Annotated in this window: 21 protein-coding genes; 14 read left to right on the top strand and 7 right to left on the bottom strand. The window is 62.4% G+C overall.

What is annotated here, in order from left to right; translation table 11 throughout:
• Positions 1–30: 30 nt before the first annotated feature.
• Complete coding sequence (locus tag JOF47_RS20210) at positions 31–1,776, bottom strand: BCCT family transporter (RefSeq protein ID WP_210002299.1); 1,746 nt, start codon at positions 1,774–1,776, stop codon at positions 31–33.
• A 514-nt stretch (positions 1,777–2,290) separates the two neighbouring features.
• A complete protein-coding gene (locus tag JOF47_RS20205; protein ID WP_342592877.1) occupies positions 2,291–2,962 on the bottom strand; it encodes a response regulator in 672 nt (223 codons plus the stop codon).
• A 383-nt stretch (positions 2,963–3,345) separates the two neighbouring features.
• Between JOF47_RS20205 and JOF47_RS22405 the strand changes: the two genes are divergently transcribed.
• Both JOF47_RS22405 and JOF47_RS20195 read left to right on the top strand, forming a co-directional pair.
• A complete protein-coding gene (locus tag JOF47_RS22405) occupies positions 3,346–4,611 on the top strand; it encodes a sensor histidine kinase (protein WP_210002297.1) in 1,266 nt (421 codons plus the stop codon).
• A 435-nt stretch (positions 4,612–5,046) separates the two neighbouring features.
• Positions 5,047–5,670, top strand: coding sequence for a malonic semialdehyde reductase (locus tag JOF47_RS20195; RefSeq protein WP_210002295.1), 624 nt, complete (start codon positions 5,047–5,049; stop codon positions 5,668–5,670).
• A 91-nt stretch (positions 5,671–5,761) separates the two neighbouring features.
• Here the strand turns inward: JOF47_RS20195 and JOF47_RS20190 are convergent, their stop codons facing one another.
• On the bottom strand, positions 5,762–6,937 hold the full coding sequence (locus JOF47_RS20190) for a hypothetical protein (protein WP_210002293.1): 1,176 nt from the start codon (positions 6,935–6,937) through the stop codon (positions 5,762–5,764).
• 99 nt (positions 6,938–7,036) lie between these two features.
• The gene (locus JOF47_RS20185) at positions 7,037–10,414 is read right to left on the bottom strand and encodes a DEAD/DEAH box helicase (protein ID WP_210002291.1); all 3,378 of its coding nucleotides are present in this window, start codon (positions 10,412–10,414) and stop codon (positions 7,037–7,039) included.
• 441 nt (positions 10,415–10,855) lie between these two features.
• Here JOF47_RS20185 and JOF47_RS20180 point away from each other — a divergent pair, with 441 nt between their 5' ends.
• Complete coding sequence (locus tag JOF47_RS20180) at positions 10,856–12,133, top strand: NAD(P)/FAD-dependent oxidoreductase (protein ID WP_210002289.1); 1,278 nt, start codon at positions 10,856–10,858, stop codon at positions 12,131–12,133.
• Positions 12,134–12,346: 213 nt separating this feature from the next.
• Positions 12,347–13,567: a formaldehyde dehydrogenase, glutathione-independent gene (gene fdhA, locus JOF47_RS20175; protein WP_210002287.1), complete on the top strand. Its 1,221-nt coding sequence runs from the start codon at positions 12,347–12,349 to the stop codon at positions 13,565–13,567.
• Positions 13,568–13,679: 112 nt separating this feature from the next.
• On the opposite strand, the gene JOF47_RS20170 is transcribed toward fdhA, so the two are convergent.
• Positions 13,680–14,534, bottom strand: coding sequence for an NAD-dependent epimerase/dehydratase family protein (locus JOF47_RS20170; RefSeq protein ID WP_210002285.1), 855 nt, complete (start codon positions 14,532–14,534; stop codon positions 13,680–13,682).
• Entirely contained in the window at positions 14,531–15,160 is a 630-nt protein-coding gene (locus JOF47_RS20165) for a uracil-DNA glycosylase family protein (protein WP_210002283.1), read from the bottom strand. The genes JOF47_RS20170 and JOF47_RS20165 overlap by 4 nt, the downstream gene beginning before the upstream one ends.
• Positions 15,161–15,317: 157 nt before the next feature.
• On the opposite strand from JOF47_RS20165, the gene JOF47_RS20160 reads away from it, so the two are divergent.
• From JOF47_RS20160 to JOF47_RS20145, 4 genes are all read left to right on the top strand, one after another.
• On the top strand, positions 15,318–15,827 hold the full coding sequence (locus JOF47_RS20160; protein ID WP_342592876.1) for a nucleoside deaminase: 510 nt from the start codon (positions 15,318–15,320) through the stop codon (positions 15,825–15,827).
• Positions 15,828–16,186: 359 nt separating this feature from the next.
• Positions 16,187–16,924: a DsbA family protein gene (locus tag JOF47_RS20155; RefSeq protein ID WP_210002279.1), complete on the top strand. Its 738-nt coding sequence runs from the start codon at positions 16,187–16,189 to the stop codon at positions 16,922–16,924.
• An 18-nt stretch (positions 16,925–16,942) separates the two neighbouring features.
• A complete protein-coding gene (locus tag JOF47_RS20150) occupies positions 16,943–17,818 on the top strand; it encodes a cytochrome c biogenesis CcdA family protein (RefSeq protein ID WP_210002277.1) in 876 nt (291 codons plus the stop codon).
• A gap of 147 nt (positions 17,819–17,965) precedes the next feature.
• A complete protein-coding gene (locus JOF47_RS20145; RefSeq protein WP_245357084.1) occupies positions 17,966–18,313 on the top strand; it encodes a LexA family protein in 348 nt (115 codons plus the stop codon).
• 551 nt (positions 18,314–18,864) lie between these two features.
• On the opposite strand, the gene trpS is transcribed toward JOF47_RS20145, so the two are convergent.
• A complete protein-coding gene (trpS, locus tag JOF47_RS20140) occupies positions 18,865–19,905 on the bottom strand; it encodes a tryptophan--tRNA ligase (RefSeq protein WP_210002273.1) in 1,041 nt (346 codons plus the stop codon).
• A 407-nt stretch (positions 19,906–20,312) separates the two neighbouring features.
• Between trpS and JOF47_RS20135 the strand changes: the two genes are divergently transcribed.
• The 6 genes from JOF47_RS20135 to JOF47_RS20110 all read left to right on the top strand — a co-directional run bounded on the left by JOF47_RS20135 (position 20,313) and on the right by JOF47_RS20110 (position 26,755).
• Positions 20,313–20,780 (top strand): hypothetical protein, encoded by a 468-nt coding sequence (locus JOF47_RS20135; protein ID WP_210002271.1) that lies wholly within the window; start codon positions 20,313–20,315, stop codon positions 20,778–20,780.
• Positions 20,781–20,913: 133 nt separating this feature from the next.
• The gene (locus JOF47_RS20130; protein ID WP_245357082.1) at positions 20,914–21,795 is read left to right on the top strand and encodes an aldo/keto reductase; all 882 of its coding nucleotides are present in this window, start codon (positions 20,914–20,916) and stop codon (positions 21,793–21,795) included.
• A 114-nt stretch (positions 21,796–21,909) separates the two neighbouring features.
• Positions 21,910–22,704: an SDR family oxidoreductase gene (locus JOF47_RS20125; protein ID WP_210002269.1), complete on the top strand. Its 795-nt coding sequence runs from the start codon at positions 21,910–21,912 to the stop codon at positions 22,702–22,704.
• A 92-nt stretch (positions 22,705–22,796) separates the two neighbouring features.
• Entirely contained in the window at positions 22,797–23,108 is a 312-nt protein-coding gene (locus JOF47_RS20120) for an antibiotic biosynthesis monooxygenase family protein (RefSeq protein WP_210002267.1), read from the top strand.
• A gap of 242 nt (positions 23,109–23,350) precedes the next feature.
• On the top strand, positions 23,351–26,047 hold the full coding sequence (locus JOF47_RS20115) for a PEP/pyruvate-binding domain-containing protein (protein ID WP_210002265.1): 2,697 nt from the start codon (positions 23,351–23,353) through the stop codon (positions 26,045–26,047).
• Between the two features lie 96 nt (positions 26,048–26,143).
• Complete coding sequence (locus JOF47_RS20110) at positions 26,144–26,755, top strand: TetR/AcrR family transcriptional regulator (RefSeq protein ID WP_245357080.1); 612 nt, start codon at positions 26,144–26,146, stop codon at positions 26,753–26,755.
• Position 26,756: the final 1 nt, after the last annotated feature.

The raw sequence follows: 26,756 nt of genomic DNA, 5'->3' as shown, positions 1-26,756 counted from the left end.
CCCGCGCTTCCCCGGTCCGGAAGCCAGGGGCTACTCGGTTTTGCTTTCCTCCACGTGCGATTCGGGCGGGGGATTGGACTTCAAGCGGGTCTGCGGCCCATGCAGCCGTTGAGCCGACGGGACCGCCCGGCGCAACCTGGCGGTGAACCTTCGCAGATCCAGCAATTGTGAATCCTGGTTGGCCGCTTCCACCTCCAGCCCATAGAAGTCGCCGATGTGATCGACAAAAGCCATCCTCCGCGCCTTTTCGTAGACGCGAACCTCGCGGGAGAACGCCCGATAGGTGGCCCAACAAATCAGGATCAGGACAACGCTGAAGGGCAACGCGATGATGATTGCTGCGGTCTTCAGCGCCTCCAGTCCTCCGGATAGCAATAGCGAAGCCGCCAACAAAGATGTGCTGAGCGTAAAGAAGATCCGGATCCAGTTCTTTGGCTCGACCTCGCCGCCGGTAGCGATCATGCCCATGACCAACGCGCCGGAGTCTGCAGAGGTGACAAAGAAGATCACGATCATGAGGATTGCACCGACAGTCAGCACCGAGCCTGCAGGCAGCTGATCAAGCATGGCAAAGAGGGCGCCTGCGGTATCCACCGTCCCGTCCGGCCCGACGAGGTTTCCGGTGCCCTGCAGCTGGCCGTAAATGGCGGTGCCGCCCAAAACCGAGAACCACAGAATCGTCACCGCAGTTGGAACAAGGATGACACCTGCAACGAATTGGCGGACTGTGCGTCCACGTGAAATACGGGCAATGAAGATGCCGACGAATGGAGCCCACGACATCCACCAACCCCAATAGAAGGTTGTCCAGGTGCCTTGCCAAGCCTCTCCCGCTTCCCCCGTGAACGCGCTGACGTTGAAAGACATGGCGAAGAACGTCTGCAGGTAGTTGCCGGTTGACTGGACGACGTTGCGCAACAGGAATTGGCTTGGCCCGACGACGAGCAGGAACATGACGAAAACCCCGGCCAGGATGAGGTTGGTATTCGACAGCCACTTCATGCCCTTGCCGACACCGGAGAGCACGGAAAAGAGCACCATGGCGGTGACGACGGCGATAATAATGAGGTCGAGCAGCTTCGATTCCTCGATCAACCCGACGCTTTGGAGTCCGGCGCTGATCTGTAGGACACCAAAGCCAAGCGAGGTGGCAACACCGAAAATGGTGCCAACAAGAGCGATGACGTCGATGAGATTGCCGAGTCCTCCATGGACCCTGCGGCCAAGCAACGGTTCCAAGGTCCAACGAATGGAGATCGGGCGCCCTCTGCGGTGGATCGCGTAGGCCAAGGCCAAACCGATCACTACATAGATCGACCATGCATGAACACCCCAGTGAAGGATTGTTTGCGATTGCGCTATCTGGGCAAGCTCCGCGGGGGTTCCCGAAACGCCTGGTTTCGGTGATGCAAAGTGGCTCAGCGGTTCACTTACGCCGTAAAAAACCAAACCGATGCCCATTCCTGCGGCGAAAAGCAGGGCAAACCATGAACCCAGTGAAAACTCTGGTTCGTCCTCATCCTTGCCGAGCTTGATGTCACCGAATTTTCCGAAACCCAACCAGAGGCTGAATCCAACAAAGGCCGTGGCTATGAGTACATAATACCAATTGAAATAACCAATGATCTTGGATTGAATCGAAGCGAAAAGAGCCTCAGCGATATCCGGGGCGATCATGGCGAATGCGACAAAAATGATGATGATCAGGGCAGCGGGCCAAAATACCCACCGATGGACGCGGAGCGATGAACCTGCCGTTTTCTGTTCCGTTGTCATTTGCCGAGCCTAAGGGATCATAGGGGGCAACCTCCAAGTAAAGTGGTTTTGCCCACCAAATTTGCAAAAAAGATATGGAATGTGTTTTTCGGTATGTTTCGGTTTGAAGATACTCCGCCAAAGACTTCGACGTAAGGTCTGGTGCAAGCCGACGGGCTATCAAGCTTGCAAACATCGGCAATGCGAAGGGGCTTGGAAGCTGTTGTGAAAAGGACTTCAGGTGCCCTAGGAAAATGGTGGCGTGCTGCGGGTGAAGATGTGTTGTCCAATAGGTCGCTACGGCCAGAAGCGCTTTTGCCGGATGCCGTCGCGCAGGTGTCATCCGGCGAGTCGCAGTGGCATGACTAAAAACCTGCCCTGATGTTGGCAGCAGCGGGGAAGTCCCGGGCGGCTGATTGATGCGCGTTGGTGCCAGAGTGAGTAGGTTCGCGGATGAAAAGTGAAAACCACGATCCATGGACGAGCAGCCCTTGGCGCCAGGGCGCAGAGCCAATAGAACGGGAATTGCCGGAAATTAATCCATGCTCAGTTCAACAAGGCCGAATTGAGTTGCCCGAATCAGCGTTTGCACTCTGTCACGAACCCCGAACTTGGCCATGATGCGACTGAGGTGTGCCTTGACAGTGGTTTCAGCAACGTGCAGTTCTGCCGCGATTTCCGGATTGTTTCGTCCTCGGGCCAGAAGGCGGAGTACCTCAAGCTCGCGTTCGGATAAGGCGATGGGCGGCATTCCTCCCGGAGCGGAGGTCTTTACCTCGTGCGCTGCGCGGATGGCCTTGATGAGGTCTTGTGAGACGGAGGGGGAAATGGCCGCACTGCCATCAAAGACTGCCTTGACGGCGGCAAGAAGTTCGGCGGGTTCTGAGTCTTTGACCATGTAACCGGCGGCGCCGGCGCGCAGGGCGGGGACGAGGTATTCCTCGGAGGAGAACGCAGTAACCGCCAATACGCCGATACCGGGGTAATTCGTGGTGATGATTTCCGTTGCTTCGACACCGTTCATTCGCGGCATTTGCATATCCATGAGGATGACATCCGGCGTATTCCCAGCACAGAAATTCACGGCTTCGATTCCATTGGTGGCTTCGCCCATCCAGTGGAATCCCGGTGCTGCGTCGAGAATGATCTTGAAGGCTTGGCGCATCAATGGTTCGTTGTCGACAACTAGAACTTGAATATCCGTCACATTTTTGAGTCTAGTGACGAATGGAAGCTTCATCCGCGTGGGCGCGAAAATGACATCAAAATGTGTACAAAAGTACCTATTGACTTCGGGTGTTAGATGCAACAATGAGGTCTATGACGCATAAAACTCGCATATTCGCCACTGTCGCCATGTCCGCTGCCCTGCTGATCCCAGCAGCTATCCCTGCCCAGGCCGCTCCGACCTCCAATTTGGTGGTTTCCGGCCCGATCTCGCAGGGCGCCAACAATCCAGGTGTTAGCACTCTCGGAATGTCTGATGCATTCAATGACTGGGTTTGCCGCAATCTTGGGGCCTTGTGCCGCTAAATCTCCTTGGGTTGGGGGCCCGCTGACTTGGGCCTCCAACCCATAGACAATAGAGGGGTGAAACTTTCGTTGCCCTTCTTATCTGGTCCTGCAGAAGCCGCTTCGTCGTATCCGATTGGACGAAAGATCCTCTTGGTCGCGAGCGGCATTGCCGTGCTCCTTTTGGGCACCGATGTTCTAACTTTCTTGGGCGCAACCGATCCTGTGGTGGCGCAACGCGCTGGCCTCTCCGTGTTGGTGAGTGCTTTGTTTGTTGCCGCTCTGGGTTTGCTCTGGACTCGAACCACTTATGCTGTGATCGTCTCCATGATTGCCATGGTCGCAAGTGTTTGGGCGGGCCAGTATCTTTTTGCGCTCTTTGTCGTGCCATTCCTGGTCGGCATGATTACGCTTGCCGAAGACCGCAAGTACTCTATGCGTTTCTTCGGTGTGACCGTGGTGTGGGTCGGGTCGATCGCCGTCGTTCGCCCACTGGACATAGGTTTTTTGGCCCTGATTCTGCCTTTGCTCGCTCTTGCCTACGCGATTGCTTACTTTTCCCGGAAGATTCAAGCCCAACGCGAAGCCGATAGGGCGCGCATGGCTGAACTCCGCCGCAAGCAACAAGAAGCCGTGGAGGCTGAACGCAAAGCGATCGCGCGGGATCTTCACGATATCGTCGCGCATGACATTACTGTCATCTCCATGCAGGCCAAGGCGGCTGAATTCTCCGGGGACCCAGCGGTGGCCCAGGCCGCACTGAAAGTCATCGGAGCTACTTCCAAGGAAGCGCTCCAAGATCTCCGCGTCATGCTCAATGTTTTGCGCAGCGACGGTTCTGCGACGCGGGTGGACGGTTCCCTTGTCGATTCTGCCGGCAATGCGGCTAGCAGCCTTGAAATCCTTATTGGCGTCGAAATTTTCGCGGAACGTCTTGTGGATCTCGGGCATCCGACGAAAACGGCGGCAGACCCGCGGCTTTCAGGGCTGCCGCAGTCGGCGCAGGCCGCTCTTTACCGGATCCTTCAGGAATCAACGACCAATATCGTCAAGCACGCGGATCGCGATTCGGTGTGCCGGATTGAAGCACTGATTGACGACGGCCGCGTATGGCTCGAGGTGGCCAATAAGCTTCCGAGAAATATGGACTATGAAAGCCTCGCGCGGAGCGAACACAGCTCGGGAATCGTTGGAATGACGGACAGAATGGCCGCCTTTGGCGGAACGCTCACGGCCAGGCGTCAGCGCGGTGACTGGGTCGTTCGTGCCGAGCTGCCGGCCGATATCATCGATTTCGAACGTACCCGGCTCGGGGAAGTGACCCCGAACACGGAAAACAGCTGAGGCAACCTCAGTAACTATGGTCAAAAGTCCAATGTGCAACATTGGGGAGGCCTATAAAGTTATATGTAGATCGACGGAACGGTTGGTCACAGAAAGTCTGAAGAACGTTTTGCGAGTGGCGTTCAAAGACTTTTTATCCAGCACGCCAGACGACGCCAAACTGCGAACCATTCCCCCAAGCTGGTTCGCACCCAGGAATAAGTAAAAGTACTTTCCCCCAAGCAGTACTTTTACGAAACATTCCTCGGGTTGCTGCAACCCCAAGTGCAGCAACCCACGGCGTCGTCAGGCGTGCTGATGACTTTAACGAGTAGGCTCCGCCGGCTGCCGCGGCGGGCCGCAGTGTTCGGTATCACACAGGCCAATGGGAATGATTCAGGCGGTTGCACCGGTTCACATAAGGGCAACCCCAAACGAATCACAAGGAGATTTTCCGTGAGCCTGGAAACCACCGAATCCATTTACTCGAACCTGGCGATTGACAGCGAAACCGCCGACAAGCTTTTCCTCGAGGCGCGCACGGCAAACACCTTCTCCGACGAAGCCGTTTCGGATGAAGCACTGGACACCATCTACGAGCTCACCAAGATGGGCCCGACCATGATGAACAACCAGCCGCTGCGCATCACCTGGGTCAAGAGCCAGGAAGCCCGCGAGGCAGTTGTCGCACACATGATGGAAGGCAACCGCGCCAAGTCGCTGGCCGCACCCTCACTGGCCGTCTTGAGCTACGACGCCGACTGGCACGAGCAGTTCTCGGAGTTCTTCCCGCACGCACCCGAACGCAAGGCGATGTTCGATGAGGACGCCGTCATGCGCGCCGAAATCGCCAAGAACAACGCCTGGATGCAGGCCGGATACTTCATCATGGCCGTTCGCGCTGCAGGCCTGCACGCTGGTCCCATGGGCGGCTTCAACCCTGCCGGTGTGGACACCGTGGTAAACGCCGGCAAGGCACACCACTCGTTCCTGATCGTCAACGTCGGCACCCCGGGCGAAAACCCTTGGTTCGACCGCCTGCCGCGTCTCGACGCAGGCATCGCAACCAGCAGCATCTAAGTTCCTTACGGCTTCGTATAAGAAGCCCGGTATGCCATGAGGCCACGATCGCGTATAGCGATCGTGGCCTCATGGCATACTCGAGCGGTACCTAGCCGAGGACCTCTTCTGCAACTCGCGTCAGCGCACGTTCAAGCGGTGCGCGCAGCACGCGCGGCACACGCAAGTGCTTGCCGATCCGGACCATGCCCTCGGACTCCAGGGCGCGCAGGATCGCTTCGGCGCCGGGGATGGTTTTTTCAAAGAGAGGCTGCAGATGGGCCTGCTCGGGTTCAAGATCGTCAACGGTTGGAACCTGGAAGGCAACGTCGGTGCGGGGTGGGTTGTTTGAACCTGCCTTGCTCAGCAGGGCCGCCGCCATCTGGGTGATGGTGTGGTCGTTCTCCGGGCCGATGGCGTTGAGCAACACGTGGGCGTAGATGCCCTCAGCGATAATGTCCTTGATGCCGCGGGCGCTGAACCCGGAGTCGGCCGCGAGCGCTTCCGCCACCACAGGGGTGGGCACTGCCTTGTCGTCCTGCTTGGTGAGCATGCCTGCGCGCAGCAACGCGTCCCAGTAGGCGCCGAGCTTGGGAATATGGGCCAGCGAGCCCACGGCCGTCCCGGCCTCGGGGACCCAGCGGAAGGATTCCGGCCGGGCATCGGCGTCAAAAACTGCATCTATGCCGATGGCGGCTGCCGCCGAAACCAACTCCGATTCCAGGAGTAGGCCGTTTGGCTGCACCGCACGGCCTTCGCCGACCCAGGCAAGGAGCTGCCGCGCCGTTGCGACCATGGGCAGCTTCGACCATTTTTCATCTGCAGTCGCCTCGTCGAGTTCGGGAACCACGATGGGTGACTCACCGCTCTGGGCGGAAATCAATTCGAAAACGGCCTTGAACTCTTCAACCGTTCCGCTCCACAGGCCGGTCTCGGCCAGGAACAAGACAAACTCCTTGAGGATGCTGGCGCATGCAATGGCCACGTCCTCGCCGATGGCGCGCAGGTCGCCAAATTGAATGGCCAGGGCGTCGTGTTCCAGCTCCGTCACGGAAATCTGGTTGCGAAGTCGCGAGTGCACCGTCAGCAGGGTAACCAAGCCTTCGATGCCGGCTTCGGTGTCGGCAGCGGTGTGCCGTTCGTTGAAGAACGCACGCAATTGCGCGGCGTAGCGCGCCATCGCATTGCGGACCGGCTGCTCGAAGACGGAAGCCCCGTCGCTGGTGCGACGTGCCGGGTGTCCGCTACGTGACTTCGCAGCGGGGGACTTGGACTTGGATTTCGACATGACGTGACTTCCTAGGGATCGGCAGGGTGCTGGATACTAATGACTATTGTGGCGACCGGTGGCCGCATCGTTGCGCCTGGGCGGGCTGCTGGCGTGGCGTTACTCCTCAAAGAGCGAGCGCACGTCATCGGCACTGATCGCCGAGGCAAACGCCGCGTCGTCGTCCAGCACCGCGGTGAAGAGCTTGGCCTTCTTTTCCTTCAACGCCATGACCTTTTCCTCGATGGTGTTCTTGGAGACCATGCGATAGACCATGACATTGCGTTTCTGCCCGATGCGGTGGGCGCGGTCGACAGCCTGGTTTTCCGAGGCGGGGTTCCACCATGGATCCATGAGGAAACAATAATCGGCCTGCGTGAGGTTCAGTCCGAAACCGCCGGCCTTCAGGGAAATCAGGAACACCTGGACCTTGCCGGAGGTGAAGGACTCAATGACCTTGCCACGGTTGGTAGTTGAACCATCCAGGTAGGCATGTTCGATCCCGGCTTCGGTGAGCATTGTGCTCGCCTTGCCCAGGAACGAGGTGAACTGGCTGAAGACCAGCGCGTTGTGGCCCTCGGAAGTGAGGTCCTCGAGCTGTTCCAGCAGGGCCTCGAGCTTGCTGCTGGGCACCGAATGGTACTGGTCGTCGATCAGCGACGCATCGAGCGACAGCTGGCGCAGCTTGGTGAGGGATGAGAACACGGCAAAACGGTTCTTGTCCATGTCTTCGAGCATGCCCAGCACCTTCTGCCGTTCGCGCTGCAAATGGCGCTGGTAGATGGTCCGGTGTTTCGGGCTGAGCTCCAGCTCCAGGATCTGCTCTTGTTTTTCGGGCAGATCGGTGGCGACCAGTTCCTTGGTCCGGCGAAGCATCAGCGGGCGGATGCGCCTGCGCAGGCGGGTCAGGGCTTCGGAATCGCCGTCCTTCTCGATGGGTTTGCGGTAGGTCTCGTCGAAGCGCTTGAGCGTTGCGAAAAGCCCCGGAGCGGCGATGGCGAACATCGACCACAGCTCGGAAAGGTTGTTTTCCATGGGAGTGCCGGTGATGGCCAGCTTGAACCCGGTGGGGAAATCGCGGGCCTGCTTGGCGGCCTGCGTGGCCGGGTTTTTAACGAACTGGGCTTCGTCCAGGACCAGTCCGGAGAACTTGGCGTGGCGGTATTCGTCCTGGTCGATGCGGAACAGGCCGTAGGAGGTGACGACGATGTCGACCTCGTCCGCGATTTCCTGGACCGGAACTCCGCCGCGCTTGATGGTTTCAGTGAGGTAGACGGCCTTGAGCCCGGGGGCGAAACGCCGGGTCTCGGCGACCCAGTTGGAAACGACAGAGGTGGGCGCAACAACCAGGAACGGGGGCATCTTGCCGGCCGAAGGATCGTGTCGGTCCTTGGCGTGCTGGATCAGTGCCAGGGTCTGCAGGGTTTTTCCCAGGCCCATGTCATCGGCCAGCACGCCGCCGAGCGAATGGTCGAAGAGGAACGAGAGCCATTCAAACCCCTCGCGTTGGTACGGGCGGAGGGTGGCGTTGATGCCCGCGGGCACCGGGGCGTGCTCGACGGAGGAGATGTTGACCAGGCTCCCGGCGGAGGTTTTCCATTCCGCCGTGGCTTCGGCATTCGTCGCCAGTTCCTTCAGGTCTTCCCACAGGGACGCCTGGTGCTTGGAAATGCGGACGGTGTCGTCACCGTGCGAATCGGACAGCGAACGGGCCTCCTCGATGAGCCTGCGAAGCTGTTCGTATTCCGGCCGGTCGAGCTCGAAGTACTTCCCGTTGGGCAGCATGAGGTGCTTCTCGTTGTGTGCCAGCGCCTGGAAAAGCTCGGTGAAGGGAACCTTGTTCCCGTCGATCTGTACCTCGACGCCCAGATCGAACCAGTCGTTGGTTTCGGTGTTTTGGGCCGAAACGGTGATCAGCGGGTCGGCGGTGAGTTCCTCGAACTCGGTGGCGGTGCCCTCCGCAATGATGTCCAGGGAGGGAAGCCGTTCGAGGAGCGGCAAGGCCAGCGAAACAAACCGGGCGGCCGGGACGCCGGTCAAGATGGTGGTGTTCGCCTCGGATTCCCCGGAGGGTTTCGAACCGGGGAACAGCGCGGCAAACGCCTCCGGGAAGTCGACCAAGGCTGCGGCGATCCCGCGGTGCAGTGACGTCTCTGCCCTGTGGTCCGGTTCGACGGAGCTCGCGGGCGAATGTCCCATGGGCACGAACGTGCCCGCGTAGTCGTACCCCCAGAACAACTTCACGCCTGGCGCGCCGGCCTTCTCTTTCTTCGGCTTCCGGGGTTGGTCCCTTTCTCCGGCAAGGTGCGTGAGCTTCAGGAGCATCGTGGGAAGCACGGAGGCCGGAACCGATATCGAGTGGTCCGAGGAGACCAGGGGAGTGGCCTTGGCAATTTTGGGCAGGTACTCCCGCTCGAAGTTTTCCCGCCCGTTGGCGGGAATCATGATCTTCTTGTCCGAACGCAGCAGGCCGGTGATGAGCGGGGTCAACCGTTCCTTGGAGGGCGCCAAGTGGATGTTGGCGTTCTTGAGGGTGCTGGAGCTGTCCCACCAATAGACCCCGTGGTCCGAAATCGTCCCGGCGAAGTCGGTGTCGAAGCCGGCAGGAGTTTCGTCGATATGGGGCCGAAGCCGCAGTTTCTTTCCTTCGGAGGCGACGTCGGCACGGACACTCACCGCGTCGTGCACCGTGACGAGGGACTTGGCCGACAAAGCGCGGAATTCGATGCCCAGCGCGGGAGCCTGGGCCAGGTGGTTCCAAACCATCGGGCTCAGGAAGTCACTGGTGAGCAGGTGCGAGCCGTTCCATGCGGCGAAGGAATTGAGCTGCAGCAGCATGCAGAACCACTCGACCTGGAGGGCGTCGTACTCGTTGTCGAACGGCAGCGTCGGGACTTCGCCGCTTCTGGTGTACCTGAAGTGTTGCCACGTGAGATTTCCGGAGACCCAACGGCCCTTTTCGTTCAGCTGGACCGGGCGCATCGTGAGTTCAAGCTTTGAGGTGTGCGGGATTTCCCCGGAATTGATCTTCTCGACGGCGCTGGAGTAGTAACGGGGGCTGGCCTTGGGGCGCAGCTCAAGCTGCACGCCCAGGGAACGTGTTTGCTTCCTTTCGCTGCCGGGTTCCTCGGCACCCATCAGCGCCAATAGCGAGCGTTCCCACGGCGCCCGGGTGTCGGCCTCTTCGAAGTTGGACTCTTCCCACATGAAGGCCAACAAGACGGCCGCGGCATGCTTGCAGTTGTTGCCGACCGGGCAGGTGCAGATGCCGTGTTGCGGGTAGAGGTATCCGTTGCGTACCTGGGAATGGATCGCCGTGCGGTAGATCTTGTTTCCGGACCCGACCACGCTGCCGCGCACGATGCTCATCGGCGGTATCCACGTGGTGTCAAGGACCCGCCCGGTGCTGGCGTATTCCGATCCCCGTTCCATGCTCGTCACGCCTACAAGTTCGGCAATAAGGGTGCTCGAAGCAAGCGTCGGGAAAGCGGAAGTCATGAAATCAGTCTAGGTGGGTTCGCCCACGCGAAGCGTCAAAACAAGCAGGATCACACCTCAAAGCTGAAACCGCGTTTGTCGGTACCGGCTGGTTTCGGTTGGTCCGTCCGTGCCCGCAGGATGCTGGGCTCGCGACGACCTGCCTCTTCTCCCGGGGTGCGTTGCCGCCGACGATCCCGAAGCGTCCCTGCCAACAGCGGAAATGACCGGTGCAACCGACGGCGAAAAATATCCACGGCGGGCACGGCGGCTTGAAGTGTGGCCGACCCGAAGCCCCACTGTAGAAAATGCTGAATATCCTACAAATTTCCGCACTTAATGCAACCCGTGATTCCTTGTGGCTTGCGTCACCGATGAAATGCGAAATGGCGTTGCTTCGCGCCGGTTTCACCGTCAAAGTTGAGTCAAAGTGTTAGCAATTTTCTTGAATGGAGTATGACCATGGCCAGCGCAACGACGCCTGAGCATGTTGTAATCGTAGGCGCCGGGTTCGTGGGCCTGTCCGCTGCCTGGTACTTGCAAGAAGAGGGCGTCAAGGTCACCGTCGTTGACCGCGGCGGCGTGGCCTCGGGCGCCTCGTGGGGCAATGCCGGTTGGTTGACCCCTGCGTTGACCCTTCCAATCGCGGAACCGGCGGTCTTCACCAACGGCCTGAAGATGATGTTCGACCCGGCTTCCCCGTTGTACATTCCGTTGAAGGCCGATGCGAAGCTGCTTCGCTTCCTGGTGGGCTTCGCTTGGCACAGCACCCCGAAGAAGTGGCAGGCGGCCATGCGGATCTACTCGGAGATCGGCACCACCGGCCTGGACGCCTTCGATGAGATCGCCGAAGGCACCAATGCCGGTCCCGGCGTGGTTGAGAAGACCATGCCCGCCAACCCGTTCCTCACCGGCTTCAAGTCGCTGAAGGACCGCGACGGACTGCTCCACGAATTCGACATGATCCACAAGACCGGCGGCAACGTCGAGTTCGACCTGCTCACCGGCGACGAGCTGCGTGCGATCGAACCGACCCTGGCCGACACCGTGGCAGCCGGCGTGGCGATCAAGAACCAGCGTTTCCTGAACCCGCCGAAGTACATGGATTCCCTTGCGGAGTCGGTTATTGCCCGCGGCGGCGACATCGTTGGCGCGTTCAACGTCACCGACATCCGCGACAACGGCAGCTCCGTCACCGTCATTGGTTCCGAGGGCCGTTCGATCACCGCCGACCACGTGGTGATGGCCACCGGCGCCTGGTTGAACGACCTGACCAAGAAGTTCGGCGTGAACGTCGTGGTCCAGGCGGGCCGTGGCTACTCCTTCACCGTGCAGCCCGAGGTCATGCCGACCCACCCGATCTACTTCCCGACCCAGCGTGTGGCCTGCACCCCGCTCGGGGACCGTTTCCGGATTGCCGGCACCATGGAGTTCCGCGATGCGAACCACCAGTTGGAGCCCAAGCGCATCGAGGCCATCGTGGCCGCGGCGACGCCGGTCTACAAGGGAATCAACTGGGAAAACCGCAAGGAAGAGTGGGTTGGCGGACGCCCCTGCACCGCCGACGGCCTGCCGCTGATCGGTGCCACCAAGTCCCCGCGCGTGCACGTCGGTGGCGGACACGGCATGTGGGGCGTGGCCCTTGGCCCGCTGACCGGCAAGATGCTTGCCGCGGGCATCGTGGGCAAGGACAAGCCTGCAGTGGCTCGCCATTTCAACCCGCTGCGCAAGGGTTTCTAGCCTCACGCAGAATTTCCTGAAAAACCCCGGCATCCGGCGCGGAATCATCCCGCACCCGATGCCGGGGTTTTCCTGTTCACGAAGATTTCCACAAAAAGTTGCTATAGCCAACAAATGGGAGCGAATAACTATGGCAAATCGGGATTTTCGTCGATAGCCTGTCCGGAGGTCGAGGCATCTGCCCCGGCCTTTTGGTCACAGGAAGGAAAACTCATGTCAGGTAACAAAGCTGTTGCGTACAAGGGGCCTGGAATCGTCGAGGTCATCGATACGCCGTTTCCCACCTTCGAACTACAAGACGGACCCGGGGTAAACCCGGCCAACGTCGGCAGGAAGGTCCCGCACGGGGTCATCCTGCGAACTGTCACCACCAATATCTGCGGCTCCGACCAACACATGGTCCGTGGCCGGACCACGGCGCCAGAGAACCTGGTGCTCGGGCACGAAATCACCGGCGAGGTCATCGAGGTCGGCCCGGACGTCGAGTTCATCAAGGTCGGTGACATCTGTTCGGTTCCCTTCAACATTTCCTGTGGCCGCTGCCGGAACTGCAAGGAAAGAAAGACGGGCATCTGCCTGAACGTCAACCCGGATCGCCCCGGCAGTGCCTACGGGTACGTGGACATGGGTGGCTGGGTCGGCGGCCAGGCCGAGTACGTTTTGGTTCCCTACGCCGACTGGAACCTATTGAAATTCCCGGACAGGGACCAGGCGTTGGAAAAGATCATGGACCTGACCATGCTTTCCGACATCCTGCCCACCGGGTTCCACGGGGCCGTGAGCGCCGGCGTGACCGTGGGTTCCACGGTCTACGTCGCAGGTGCGGGTCCGGTTGGTTTGGCCGCGGCAGCGGGTGCCCAGCTGTTGGGTGCCGCAGTGGTCATCGTGGGCGACCTGAACGAGGAACGCCTCGCCCAAGCCCGCAGCTTCGGTTGCGAGACCATCAACGTGGGCAACGGCGATCCGGCGGACCAGATCGAGCAGATCCTCGGCGTGCGGGAAGTCGACTGCGGCATCGACGCCGTCGGGTTCGAGGCGCGAGGCCACGGCCATGGCGCGGGGGCCCAGGAAGCGCCGGCCACGGTGCTGAACTCGCTGATGGACGTCACCGCCGCGGGTGGCGCGCTGGGCATCCCGGGGCTTTATGTCACGGGCGACCCGGGGGCCGTCGACGATGCCGCAAAGCACGGCAGCCTGTCGCTGAGCCTCGGCACGGGTTGGGCCAAGTCGCTGTCCTTCACCACGGGCCAGTGTCCGGTCATGAAGTACAACCGCCAGCTGATGATGGCGATCTTGCACGACAAGATCCAGATCGCCAAGGCAGTGAACGCCAAGGCGATCTCGTTGCTTGACGCGCCGCGCGGCTACGCGGAGTTCGATGCCGGAGCCGCAACGAAGTACGTGCTGAACCCGAACGGCTACGTCAACAACTAGCCGCGCTCCATCCGAGGTGCATTCCAGCCGGGCCGGTGCCCGGTCGGGGTGCACCTCGGTGCGTTCCCCACGGGTGTTCGCCCGAAAGCCGGGATGCTTTGGCCGCCGGAGGCTAAGGGTGCCGCACGCCTTCGCCCGCCAACACGCTGGCATAGCCCTCGCGGTAGGTCGGGAACGTGAATCCGAAACCGCTGGCCAGCAGCCTGTCGCTGGACAACCGCCGGTCCCCGCCCCGGTTCACCACGGCTTCGCCCGCCGGGGGAGACACAACGCCCAGGCGCTCGGCCAGGAATTCCTGGACCCGTGCAAGGTCAACGGGTTCGCGGTCCACTCCCAGGTAGAGCGGCTCGGGCGATTGGGACATGGTTCCCAAGTGCACGATCGCGGCCGCGGCGTCATCGCGGTGGATCCGGTTGGTCCACACCACCCGCCCGGCCTTGCGTGCCTTGCCGTCCCTGACCTGGTTGATCAGGTGGTTGCGGCCGGGCCCGTAGATTCCGGCGAGGCGCAGGATGATCGGCGTTCCGTCCTGCCCGCGCACCAGGTCCTCCGTTGCGGCAAGGACCTGCGCGGTCTCGGTGTGCGGATCGATGGGGGTTTTCTCGTCGACCAGGCCGCCGGCGGCGTCGCCATAGACGGCGGTGGACGAGACCATGATGAAGCGCCGGGGGTGTACATTGTCCCGCTCCAGCGCCGAAACAACGCGTTGCGCAGCCCAGAGGTAGGTGCGCCGGTAGGCCTGGGCACTGCGTTCGGGCGCGGCGGGGGTGAAGATGACCAGCTCGGTGTCCGGGTCGATGGCCGGAAGCTCGCGTTCGGAATCACCCAGATCGACGGATACCGCCATGAAGGAGCCGGGCAGCAATTCGGCGCGTCGGCGCCAAGCGGTTACCTTATGCCCGGCGGCGACCAAGCGAAGCCCTGTCTCGGTGCCGAGGTCCCCGGCACCGAGGATCAGGACCTTCACTTCTTGGTGGGTCGCACTCCGGCGCGCGCCATGGCGTCGGTGTAGGCGGCAACCATTTCGTCGAACCAGACCTGCTGCTTTTCGGCCGATCCCAAGAATGCGCGGTCCGCTGTGGAGCGCACCTCATAGATCTTGATGCCGCGTTGGTTGATGACCTGCTGGCCGCCCGCCTTGATCCAGGCCTGCACCAGGCGCTTGGCCTCGGTGCCGTGCGCCACGATCGCGGAGGTCCGGTACGCAATGCGCATCAGTTCCTTGAGCGGGCGAATCCCGGCCTTGACCTGGTCCGGGGTGAGCTTGGTGCCACCGTCGGGCAGTTCCCACGGGAATACATTCCAAGGAATGCCGTAGCGCGGTTCCAGCCCGGCCGCATCGTAGACTGCCGCTAGTCTGGCGGCCGTCGGATCGTCGTTGCGCAGTGAGAGGAAACCCGAGGACGTTCCGGGACCCGGCGCGATTTGCAGGGAAATAACCCGGGCCTCATCCACGTCGTGTATCGGATCGATCAGCGGAACCCGCGAACCGGGCTGCTGTTCCTGCAACTTGCGACATAGTGCAGTGAGCTCGGCGATGGAATCGTCCTCCACCTTGCTCAGCTGTTCTTCAAAGTACTCGGATTGGCTCATTATTAACCTTTCGCCTAACACTGAGCCTACGCCGATTGTGCCGCCCGCGCATTCACCGCCCGACGGGCGAGCATTTCCGGCGCATCCCCCGGGCGGATTCCAGCGCAGGAAGCCCTTGGTCAACCGATAGTTACCGATGGATGATAGGTCGATGGGAATGAACCGGAACGATCTGGATTACCTGCGGCGCTGCATCGAGCTGGCCGGGCAGGCACTGGAGGCGGGGGACGAGCCGTTTGGATCGGTCCTCGTCGACGAGGCCGGGACGGTGCGTTTTGAGGGCCACAACCAAGTGGCGTCCGGGGACGGCACCGCCCACCCGGAGCTGGCCATTGCGCAATGGGCGTTCAGGAACCTCACCGCCGCGCAGCGTGCCGCCTGCACCGTCTACACCTCGGGGGAGCATTGCCCCATGTGTGCCGGGGCGCATGGCTGGGCGGGCCTGGGCAGGATCGTGTTTGTTGCTTCCGGTGCCATGCTCGATGGCTGGCTGCGGGAATGGGGCGTGGATCCCGCGCCGGTGGCGCCGTTGCCCGTGGCCGCCGTTGTTCCGGGCATCGAGGTCGACGGCCCGGCGGAGGAACTTGTTGAACAGATCCGGGCACTGCACTTCCGCTCCCATCATTCGTCGGGCACCCCGGCGGGAGCCGCCAGGGAAAACGCCTGAAGGTCCAATCTGCCGAGCTGCCCCAAATGCCACAATGCGAGGCGCGCTCTCGCGGGTCCGGCGGACCGAAGCGACCGGGCTGGCCTTGACGCAGTGCCAGTTGGAGGCGTGAGCTCGATCCGCAAAACCGGGGTCGACCAGTAGGGACCCGAATTCGACGTCCACGCCAACGGCCTAATGCCCGGGAGGCCTGGGTTTCCGACGAACATGCGCGGGCCGCGATTTCACCTTGCGTCCATGGCTCCGATACGTTTCTTGGTAGACCCCTCGTCGCGGCCGTCGGAGCGCCCGGATACTTGCGTAGCCCGACGCCGCGGTGAGGATTGCCGCCCCCGATGGAAGGACCCTGCGTCTCTCTCATGTCAGAAGCAACCCAAACACCGGCCAAGCCAAAGCTGCCCTGGTTCTGGATCATGCCGATCCCCGTGGCATTGCTGATCGGCATCATCATCGGGATGCAGATCCCCACTCCGGGGGACTCCGTGGCCGCCGCGCCGGCACCCACCGAACAGGCCGCCGAAGGCGCGCAGAACGCCGATGCAACGCAACAGAAGATCAACGTCGAACGCCGCGATGCCAACGACCCGACCGCCGTCGGTGCCATTGACGCACCGGTCACCATGGTCACCTATTCGGATTTCCAGTGCGGCTACTGCGCCAAGTGGGCCGCCGAGTCCCTGCCCACGATCGTGCAGCAGTATGTCGACGCCGGCAAGCTGCGCATCGAGTACCGCGACATCATGTTCTTCGGCGAAAACTCACGCCAGAGCGCCGAACTGGCCGTTGCCGCGGGCAAGCAGGGCAAGTACCAGGAATTCCACGACGCAATCTTTGCCGACGGGGCCACCGCCAAGAACGCAGACTTCTCCGCCGAAGGCATCAAGGAGCTCGCCAAAACGATCGGTGTGGACCACAAACAGCTGGTGGCCGATGCCGCATCCGAAGAAACCTCCGCGTTGGTCCAGAAAAACCACGACGAAGCCAAGGACCTTGGCGTCACCGGGACCCCGACGTTCATCATCAACGGCTCCCCGGTGGTGGGAGCGCAGCCGCTCGAGGTCTTCGTCCAGGCCATCGACGTCGAGCTCGCCGGCTAAGAGGAAGGCCCAACACGCATGGAAGTTGGATTCGCCTACGCCGTAATCGGCGGAATGCTCGGGGTGTTCAGCCCCTGCAATGCACTGCTGCTGCCGGCTTTCTTTGCCAACATCGCCGCGTCCCGTGCCAAGCTGCTAAGCCTCGGTGCGGTCTTCCTGGCCGGGTTGCTCATCACCCTGGTGCCGCTTGGCCTGGGACTGGGCTGGCTGGGCGGAACGCTGAGCATCGATCGCGGTGTCCTACTGATCGGAGCCGGATGGGTGCTGATCATCCTCGGCCTGGTCACGGCGCTGGGCGGCGGGCTCGATTTTTCCCGGTTCATCCCGGGTGGCAGGCCCGCGCCGGCGGCCGGATCGTTGGTTGGAACCTTTGCGCTGGGTGCCGTTTCAGGTGTGGCGGGGTTCTGCACCGGGCCGGTGCTGGGAGCCATCTTCACCCTCGCGCTGACTTCGGCAAGCCCGGCCCGCGGCGGCCTGCTGCTGGGGCTCTTCGGGGTGGGAATGGTCATCCCGATCCTGCTCATCGCCTTGCTGATTCGCAAGACCGGGCACGGATCCGTGCGCTGGATGCGCGGCCGCAGGTTCTCCGTCGGGCGATTGAAATTCCACACCACCTCGCTGCTCATTGGTGCCGTGACGGTCTTGGTCGGCTGGCTCATGATCTTCACCAACGGCATGGCATCGGTCCCCGAGCTGCTTCCCTCCAGCTGGATTTCCTTCCTGGAAAACTCGGGACGATGGCTTGATTCGGTTGTGCCGTCTTGGGCGTGGACGCTCCTGGTTGGCATCCTGCTCATGGCCTGGTGGTTGCGGGCCGCCATTCGCAGGACCAACGGCACCGGTGCCACGGACGATGAGACGCTTCTGGTCTCAACGGACAGCGCCCAGCGCTAGGTCAGAGGGCAACGCCGTCGGCTCCGCACTGCTAGGCTGATGGCCGAATCTTTGGTCTAGGAGGTGTGTGCGTTGTTCGGGATGAATTTGCCGCAACTTCCCGCGCCCGGTCCCGAATCACAAGGGCCCGTTGGTGCCGTCGAAGCAATGGGATTTCCATCCCCGGCACGCGACTACTACAACGGCGGAATCGATCTGAACCGGTTGCTGATTCGCGACCGAACCTCGACATTCCTGATGCGGGTTTCCGGGAACTCCATGGCCTCGGCAGGAATCGCCCACGGGGATGAAGTCATCGTTGACCGTTCATTGACTCCCAAGGACGGGTCGGTTGTCATCGCGGTGCATGAGGGCGAACTCGTCATCCGCCGTTTGCTCCTTCACAAAGGCTCCATGGTTCTTTGCAGCGACGAACAAACGGCCGCCGAAGCCGGTGCCATCCTTGAGGAAACGAGCATTTGGGGCGTTGTCACCCGCTGCCTGCATCATGTCTAAATGGAGCTTTTCCGGCTCCTTCCAGCGCCAAAGCCACCCGTTGCCGGACTGGCTAGGTGCCAATACATGGCAGTGATTCCATGGGCCACAACGAATCCGTGGCCACTTGCGGGCTGGGTGTGAGCTGGTCGTTGCGTGCGAAGATGGAAGCATGAGTTCACAACTGCCGGTTGCGTTTTGAGCCACAGCATATTGGGGACCGTCATACTGGTTCAAGCGCCGTATCCGTAGCTGCCGATATGATGCACGATTCGCCCACGGGACCGAAGAATTTCACGTCCACGCGGACGCTGTTCTCCAAGGCGGACGCTGTCCTGCGGACGCGCATGTCGTACGAGAAGGCGCGGAGAATGCTTGCCCTGAAGTGGGCGTCGGTCCATGGGTGGACTACCCCTGGGGCAAGCCGTTTAGCGGGGTCTAGCGCCAATATGAGTAACGCCGCTTGCCGTCAACGGTGTTCGCGCCTGATGCATGATTTCCATGTCAGGCGCGAACACCGTGGAACCAGCCCCTCCTGGCAACCGCAAGGGACACACGCTGGAAGTCATCGATCAGTAGTGCGTGCCCATGGCCATGCGCACCTCATCGAGTGTTTGGTTGGCTTCATGGTTGGCTCGTTCGTTGCCTCGTTTGAGGATTTCCCTGACCAAGGCAGGGTCCTTGGACAAATCGGCCCGGCGTTCCCGGTGACCGGCAAGGAAGTCGTTTACGGCGTCCGACGTCAATTTCTTGAGTGCCCCGCTGCCCGCGTCCCCAAGCCCATCCGCGATCGATTCAGGTGCCTCGCCCAGACACAGCGCAGCGGTGGAAAGCAGCGCCGAGATACCGGGGCGCGACCGTGGATCGAAGGTGATCCGGCGCTCGGAGTCGGTGGTGGTGCGACGGATGACCTGGGTAGTTTCATCCGGTGACATCCCCAACGAGATTGCGTTTCCGTAGCTCTTGGACATCTTGCGTCCGTCAAGGCCGGGCACCTCGGGCGTGGCGGTCAGCAACGCGTCGGGCTCCGGAAAGACCTTGCCATAGCGTTCGTTGAAGCGACGGGCGATGACACGGGTCATCTCGACATGGGGCAGGTTGTCCTTCCCGATCGGGACCAGGTTTCCCTTGCAGAAGAGGATATCCGCTGCCTGGTGCACCGGGTAGGTAAGCAAAAGCCCGCTGAGGGCCCGTCCCGACGCCGCCAATTCCGCTTTCACTGTGGGGTTGCGGTGTAACTCTGCCTCCGTGACGAGGCTGAGAAATGGGAGCAGGAGCTGGTTCAGGGCGGGTACCGATGAATGGGTGAAGATCGTCGTTTGCTCCGGATCCATGCCGGCGGCCAGGTAGTCCAAGACGGCTCCGTGGACGTATTCGCGCACGCGGGGCATCGAATCCCGATCGGTGATCACTTGGTAGTCGGCAAGGATCAAGAATGACTCGACCCCGGCGTTTTGGAGCCGTAGGCGCTCCACGATGCTCCCGAAGAAGTGTCCGAGGTGCAAAGGGCCTGTCGGCCGTTCGCCGGTCAAGACCCGGTAATTCCGGGGTGTTTCCGCGATGGCCCGCACTAGATGGGTTGAGCGCAGTTCCGCAGTGGCAAATGAATTCATGGCTATTCCTCTATCTGAGCGTGTGAGGCTGCACAGTGCTGCGGATAGCGGAGTAAAAGGCTTCGCGGGCTGCTGTACAGCCCGCGGACATGATTGAACCGGCTGCTAGGACAGCCACCACCAAGACATGCGGTTAAGGTTCATGGCCCAATACTACGACCCAAGGCCCTGGATTGTTTGGATTCTCATCGTGGGTCGCATTGCCCTGAATATATATAGTGACTGGGGCGAACAGAAGTGCCTGCGCACGACGACAACTTCTTGACCTGGTCAGCTGCCAAGTCGTGTGCGAGAGGGATTGGTGCCAAAACGATTGTCACCGGTTTCCGATATGACCGGAACTTCATCCGGCGCGGGTAGACAAGGCTTCCATCCGTATGCCACCTATCGCGTGGAAGAATCAGCTTGTGGAAATCCCCGAGCAATCGATCGTGAACTGGCCGTCGCTTCTCTTCGCGCTCGTTGTCGATACGCTCCTGGTGTGGGCGCCCACCGTTGCTTTGTTCTTTTTCGCGCCGGAGTACCAAATCGAGTTGGCTCTGGGGATGTTGCTGTCAGTCATGGCAATCAATTTTTGGCTTTACTCCAGGGGAATGTCGTTTGGGACATTCCTTGCAGGGTTCCGACTGCGAACTCGAAAGAAGCAGCCGCCGGGGAAAGCCTATGGGCTGGTACTGACCATGATCAGCTTCGCGTCAATTCCCGCGATAGCACTGATGGTCTACCTAAGTTTCGACGGAGGGGGTCCAGGCGGTCCCGTGGACATACCGGGAAAGTCGGATAGCTACCCCGTCTTGGCAGAACGAATCCATCGACGCCGCTGGCTGAAGGGAGTTAACGCCTCTTTAGAACCTCGGTCGACTGGCCAAAATTAGGCTACGGTCTTGAAATTGCCTCGGCCTAGCTGCCGGTTACACCGGATCGCGCAGTTTTTGCGTGGGAGGGCCTGGAACAACAGGTAATGACAGTGCCTCCCACCTCTGCCGACAGGGGCGTAGCGTTGCCGACATGACAGCTACGAACCTAGTCCTGAACAACGGTGTCACCATGCCCGCAGTGGGCCTGGGGGTCTTTCAAACACCTCCCGACGAAACCACGGCCGCCGTCGCCGAAGCGATGCGTGTCGGCTATCGACACATCGATACGGCCGCCGCATACCTCAACGAACGCGAGGTGGGCCAGGGGGTCCGGGATTCTGGCCTGCCCCGCAACGAAGTCTTTGTCGAGACGAAAATTTGGGTCACCGACTACGGGTTCGACGAAACCCTTCATGCCTTCGAGAAGTCCTCCGCGAAACTGGGCCTCGAACAGATCGACCTATTGATCCTGCACCAGGCCGTACCCACGTCCTTCGAACGATCGATCGCCGCGTACAAGGCGCTGGAGAAGCTGTACTCGGACGGCAAGGTCCGCGCCATCGGGGTCAGCAACTTCATGGTCGAGCACCTCTCACGGTTGCTTGCTGCCACGGAAGTGGTCCCCGCGGTCAACCAGATCGAGATGCACCCCTACTTCCAGCAACGCGACGTCGTTGCCCTCGACGCCGCCCACGGCATCCTCACCCAGGCGTGGTCACCCATCGGCGGCATCACGTTTTACCGGGATGGAGGGAAGCGCACCCTCAAGGACGAAACCCTGCTCACGATCGCGAAGAAGCACGGCAAGTCGGCCGCGCAGGTGATGCTCCGGTGGCACCTGCAACAGGGGCGATCGGCCATCCCGAAATCCACGCGCCCGGAGCGGATTGCCGAGAATTTCAACGTTTTCGACTTCGAGCTGGCGCCCGAGGAGCTCGACGCCATTGATGCACTCGACACGGGCGTGCGCGGCGGGCCGGAACCCGAGCTGATCACGTCCGAGGGGTTCGGGCGCGTCATTCCCGAGGCCTGACCCGCGGCGGATGATTCCGCACGGACCGCTTTCTCCCTGAACTGAGGCTGGAACCAACCGCGGGCAGCCCGTCCGCTTCGGCTTGCGATATCGATCGTAGTGAAAGGAAACAACATGTCAGAATCCATCCGGACCGTGCTCGTTGTCGGCGCGACTGGGAGCATTGGGCGACCGGTCGTCGCGGAAGCGCTGGCCAAGGGGTTCAAGGTTCGCGCACTCGTGCGAGACCAAGCGAAGGCCGCGTCGCTTCCGGCAGGCACCGATGTGGCCCCGGGCGATCTGACAGACGGGGAAGCCCTCGCCGGGGTCGTCGAGGGAATCGATGCGGTCATCTTTACCCACGGATCCCGCGGCGGAGGGCCAACCGCCACGGAAGCCGTTGATTATGGCGGTGTGCACAACATTCTTCGAGCCCTGTCCGGGCGCCCGGTGCGCATTGTCCTGATGACGGCCATCGGCGTCACCGTCCACGACGGCAGCTACAACAGGGCCTCGGGTGCGCACGACTGGAAACGGCGTGCGGAGCGGGTCGTACGTGCCAGCGGCAACGTTTTCACCATCGTCCGGCCGGGATGGTTCGACTACAACGATGCCGACCAACATCGAATCGTCATGCTCCAAGGTGATCGGAGACGCGCCGGCGATGCCAGCGATGGGGCCATCGCCCGCCGGCAGATCGCAGAGGTTCTGGTTGCGAGCCTCACCTCGCCGGCGGCAGCACGCAAGACCTTCGAACTTGTTGCCGGGAAAGGACCGGCCCAGTCCGACCTTGGGCAGGTGTTTGCGGCACTGCAAGCCGATCCGCGGGGGAACCTTGATGGCGTTCTCGATCCTGAAAACTTCCCCCTCGCCGACGAACCGGTCCGGGTTCTCGAGCAACTTGAGGCGATCCGGAATCGCGCATACTGAGTGGTGCACCCAAGACCGCACCAACAGCCTGCCACGCTGGCGCGATTCCGCTTTTGTTCCCGCAACCCGCGAAGCTGGGGCAGAATTGCCGAATGGCCACTGAACATGCATTGCTCGCAGTCAGGCCCGGTATGGAGGGCGAATTCGAGGTTGCCTTCGGCAAGGCAAAATCAATCATTTCGTCCATGACGGGTTTTCAGGGCCTCACACTCTCACGCTCCCTCGAAAGCCCGTCCACGTACCTGCTGCTGGTTGAATGGCGAACCCTGGAAGACCACACAGAGGGATTCCGGGGCTCCTCGGAGTACCAAGAATGGCGCGGGCTGCTGCACCATTTCTACTCGCCGTTCCCGACCGTGGAGCACTACGAACAAATCGTTGCCGTTCCGGGTCTTCCGACGTAGCTCGACGCCAGCCCCGAACCCCACGGGGACTTCGTTCCGGGAACCGTCGAGGCACCCGGAACAACATGGCCGGTGCGGCTGCCGCGCCGGCTGAATCCGGGTTTGCCGGATACCCACGGAGACCCAAGAAATTCCCTGCGCCGGTACCTTGCGCCTAGCCCCGGTGCACGGCCGGTGCAAGACTACAAACAGCCGGACGGGATGGCCGCGGCACGCCGGAGAAAGCGAAAGGGGCATGCAGGATGCGCTACATCAGGGACCTGGACACCATCGGGGCAACGGACATCGACTTTGCCGGAGGAAAAGCCGCGAACCTCGGAGAACTGGTCACCGCCGGTTTCCCGGTGCCGTCCGGGTGCGTGCTCACCACCGACGCCTACCGGGCGTTCGTTGCCGCCAACCGGCTGGAGGAACGGATCCTGAAGCTGGCCGCCGCCCCGCCGGAGGAAAGCGCAGAGGCCGCCGGATCCATTGCCGCGCTGTTCGCGGCCGGGCTGATTCCCGGGGAGATGGCCCGGGAACTGCGTGAGGCCTACAAGGGGCTGGGCACCGGAAACGGGGAAGGCGTGCCGGTCGCGGTCCGTTCGTCCGCCACTGCAGAGGACCTGGCCGAGGCCAGCTTCGCCGGGCAGCAGGAAACGTACCTGAATGTCATCGGGGCCGACGACCTGCTCGACGCCGTCCGCGAATGCTGGGCCTCGCTGTGGACCGAACGGGCCATGTCCTACCGGACCCGGGCCGGCATCGCGCCGCAGGACGTCGCCCTGGCCGTGGTCATCCAGGTAATGGTCGATGCCGATGCCGCCGGGGTCATGTTCACGGCCAACCCCGCCTCCGGCAACCGGGGCGAGATCGTGATCGGGGCGGCCTGGGGGCTCGGCGAATCGGTGGTCGGAGGACTGGTGAGCACCGACGACCTCGTGGTCGACGCCGGGACCCTGAAGGTGCTCTCCAGCAGCGTCGCCTCCAAGGACACCATGACCGTTAATGCCGGGAATCGGACCGGCCAAACCCCGGTGCCCGAAGACCTGCGCAACAAGGCCGTGCTCGGCACCGGGGAGGCGCAACGCCTGGCCAGCCTGGGACTCAGGATCGCAAGGCACTTCGGTGTCCCGCAGGACATTGAATGGGCCAGGTCCGGCGGTGTGTTCCGCATTCTCCAGGCCCGGCCGATCACCGCACTGCCGGACCCGGAGGCCGCTGCGCCCGAGACCTGGCAGCTTCCCTACAGGCACGGCCTGTATTTCCGCGCCAGCATCGTGGAACAGCTGCCCGACCCGCTGACCCCGCTCTTCGCGGACCTCATCGACCCCTCGGTGACCGCATCCCTGGGATCCCTGATGTCCAAGGCCTTCGGGCGCAACGTCATGCACAAGGGCGACCTGGGGTTGCCCACCGTCAACGGCTACGCCTACTACTATTACCGGGCCTCCGGATTCATGCGCGTGTTCGCACTGTCCCCGATCGCCGTGGCCCGGCTGGGCCGCTCGCAGGCGGGGATGGGATTGGACGGCTGGAAAAACGAATCCCACCCCGCGTACCGCGCGGCCATCGAGGCTTGGGAACAACGGGACTGGAAGCCGCTGCCCGGGGACGAGCTGCTGGCGGCTGCGGTCGAGCTGCTGGACGCCGGAACCCGGTACTACACCGCCGTGCAGTCCGTGGTGCCGATGGCGGCGACCAGCGAGATCGCGTTCCGGGCGTTCTACGACAAGCTGGTCAAGGCCCCGGGGGACCCGGTCGCCGACACCTTCCTGCTGGGATTCGACAGCGAACCGATCCGGGCCGAGTACTCGCTGTACGACCTCGCCGCCTGGGCCCGCGAGCGCCCGGGGCTCTCCGCCCGGCTGCTGGCCACGGACACCTCTGCCCTCGCCGCCGAGGTGTTGGATCCAGGCGCCCGCGGGGACTGGCCGGCGCCCGGTTCCGCCCCCGATCCCGACCGCATCGAGTTCCTGGAACGCTTCCGGACCCACCTGCAAAGGTTCGGGCATGCGGTCTACAACCTGGACTTCGCCACCCCGGTGCCGGCCGATGCCCCCGCGCAGCTGCTGGACACGCTGAAATTCAACCTGCGCGGCGAGGGCGGAAACCCCCACGAACGCCAGCGCAATTCGGCGCAACGCCGCGAGGAAAACACCGCACGGATCATGGCGCACCTTGAAGGGCGCAAGGCCCGGAACTTCGGGCGCTTGCTGGCCTGGACGCAAAAGGCGGCGCCGATGCGCGAGGATGCGCTCTCCGACATCGGACTGGCCTGGCCGCTGCTGCGGTCCATGCTGCTGGAACTGGGGGAGCGGCTGAAGACGGCCGGGGTCGTGGGAGCGGCCGAGGACGTATTTTGGCTGCGGCTCGCCGAGCTGCAGGCCGCCAACGGCTTCGGCCTGGCGGATCCCGCCCCGGCGGCGGGCGACGGCGGGCCGGGCCCTGTCCGGATCACCGGCGCTCCCGAACCGGTGCGGGCCGGGGCCGTGGCCGAGCGCAAAGCCCTGTGGAAGGCCCGGCGCCGGGCCGACGCCCCGCAGATGCTTCCGGTCGCCCGCTGGGCGGACAAGGCCCTGTCCGGGATGATGCCCGCCGGTTTGCAGACCCAGACCGGGGACGTGATCAAGGGGGTGGGCGCCAGCCTGGGGACCGTGCGCGCCCCGGCCCGGGTGCTGGCCGGGCCTGACGACTTCGCCTCGATGCAATACGGGGAGGTGTTGGTGGCCCGGATGACCACCCCGGCCTGGACCCCGCTCTTTGCCATGGCCGCGGCGGTGGTCACCGATGTCGGCGGCCCGTTGAGCCACAGTTCGATCGTGGCCCGGGAATACGGGATTCCCGCCGTGCTGGGCACCGGGGTGGCGACCCGCCGGATCCGCACCGGGGACATGGTCACCGTGGACGGGGACGCCGGAACCGTGGCCCTCGGGGATCACCGGGACGCGGGGAACTGAGCCGGCGGCGCGGTCCGAGGCCACACACCCGGACCGCGCCGAAATTCCCCGTTGCCGACCCTTGTGAGTGAGCGCTCACTCAGTTAAGTTTTGGGTATGTCGGATCCAGGAACCACCCACGAAGCGAAGCCTCCCCGGGCAACGGCACTGGCCCCCGGGGAACGGAAGGCGATGATCGTCGATGCGGTCATGCCGCTGCTGCTGGAATTCGGCCCGGCCGTGACCTCCCGCCAGATTGCCGAGGCGGCCGGGATCTCCGAGGGGACCGTCTACAAGGCCTTCGGGGACAAGGCCTCGCTGATCCAGGCCGCCGTCGACAAGCAGATGGACCCGGCACCGTTGCTGCGCGAGCTGGGCGGAATCGACCCCGCGCTGCCGCTTGAGGACAAGGTGCTGCGGGCCCTCGGGCTGCTGCAGGAACGGTTCCGCGAGGCCTTCCGGTTCATGGCGATGTTCGACAAATACCAGAAACCCTCGTCGGGCAAATCCCAGGAGGGTTTCGCCCGGGTCTTTCGCGAGTTCCTGGAACCCGACCTCGGCCGGCTCAATTGCGACCCCGACCGCGTGTGGCAGATCCTGCGGCTGCTTGCTTTCTCCTCGTCGCTGCCCCGCCTCAACGGGGGCGAGACCTACGGCGCCGAAGAGCTCACCGGCATCATCCTCTACGGGATCGCCGGAGCCAAGCCCCCCACCGAAACCGAGAACTAGG

The organism is Paeniglutamicibacter kerguelensis (assembly GCF_017876535.1).
GTDB lineage: Bacteria > Actinomycetota > Actinomycetes > Actinomycetales > Micrococcaceae > Paeniglutamicibacter > Paeniglutamicibacter kerguelensis.
Note: the sequence above shows the minus strand (reverse complement) of the source record. Positions and strands in the feature narration are given on the sequence as shown.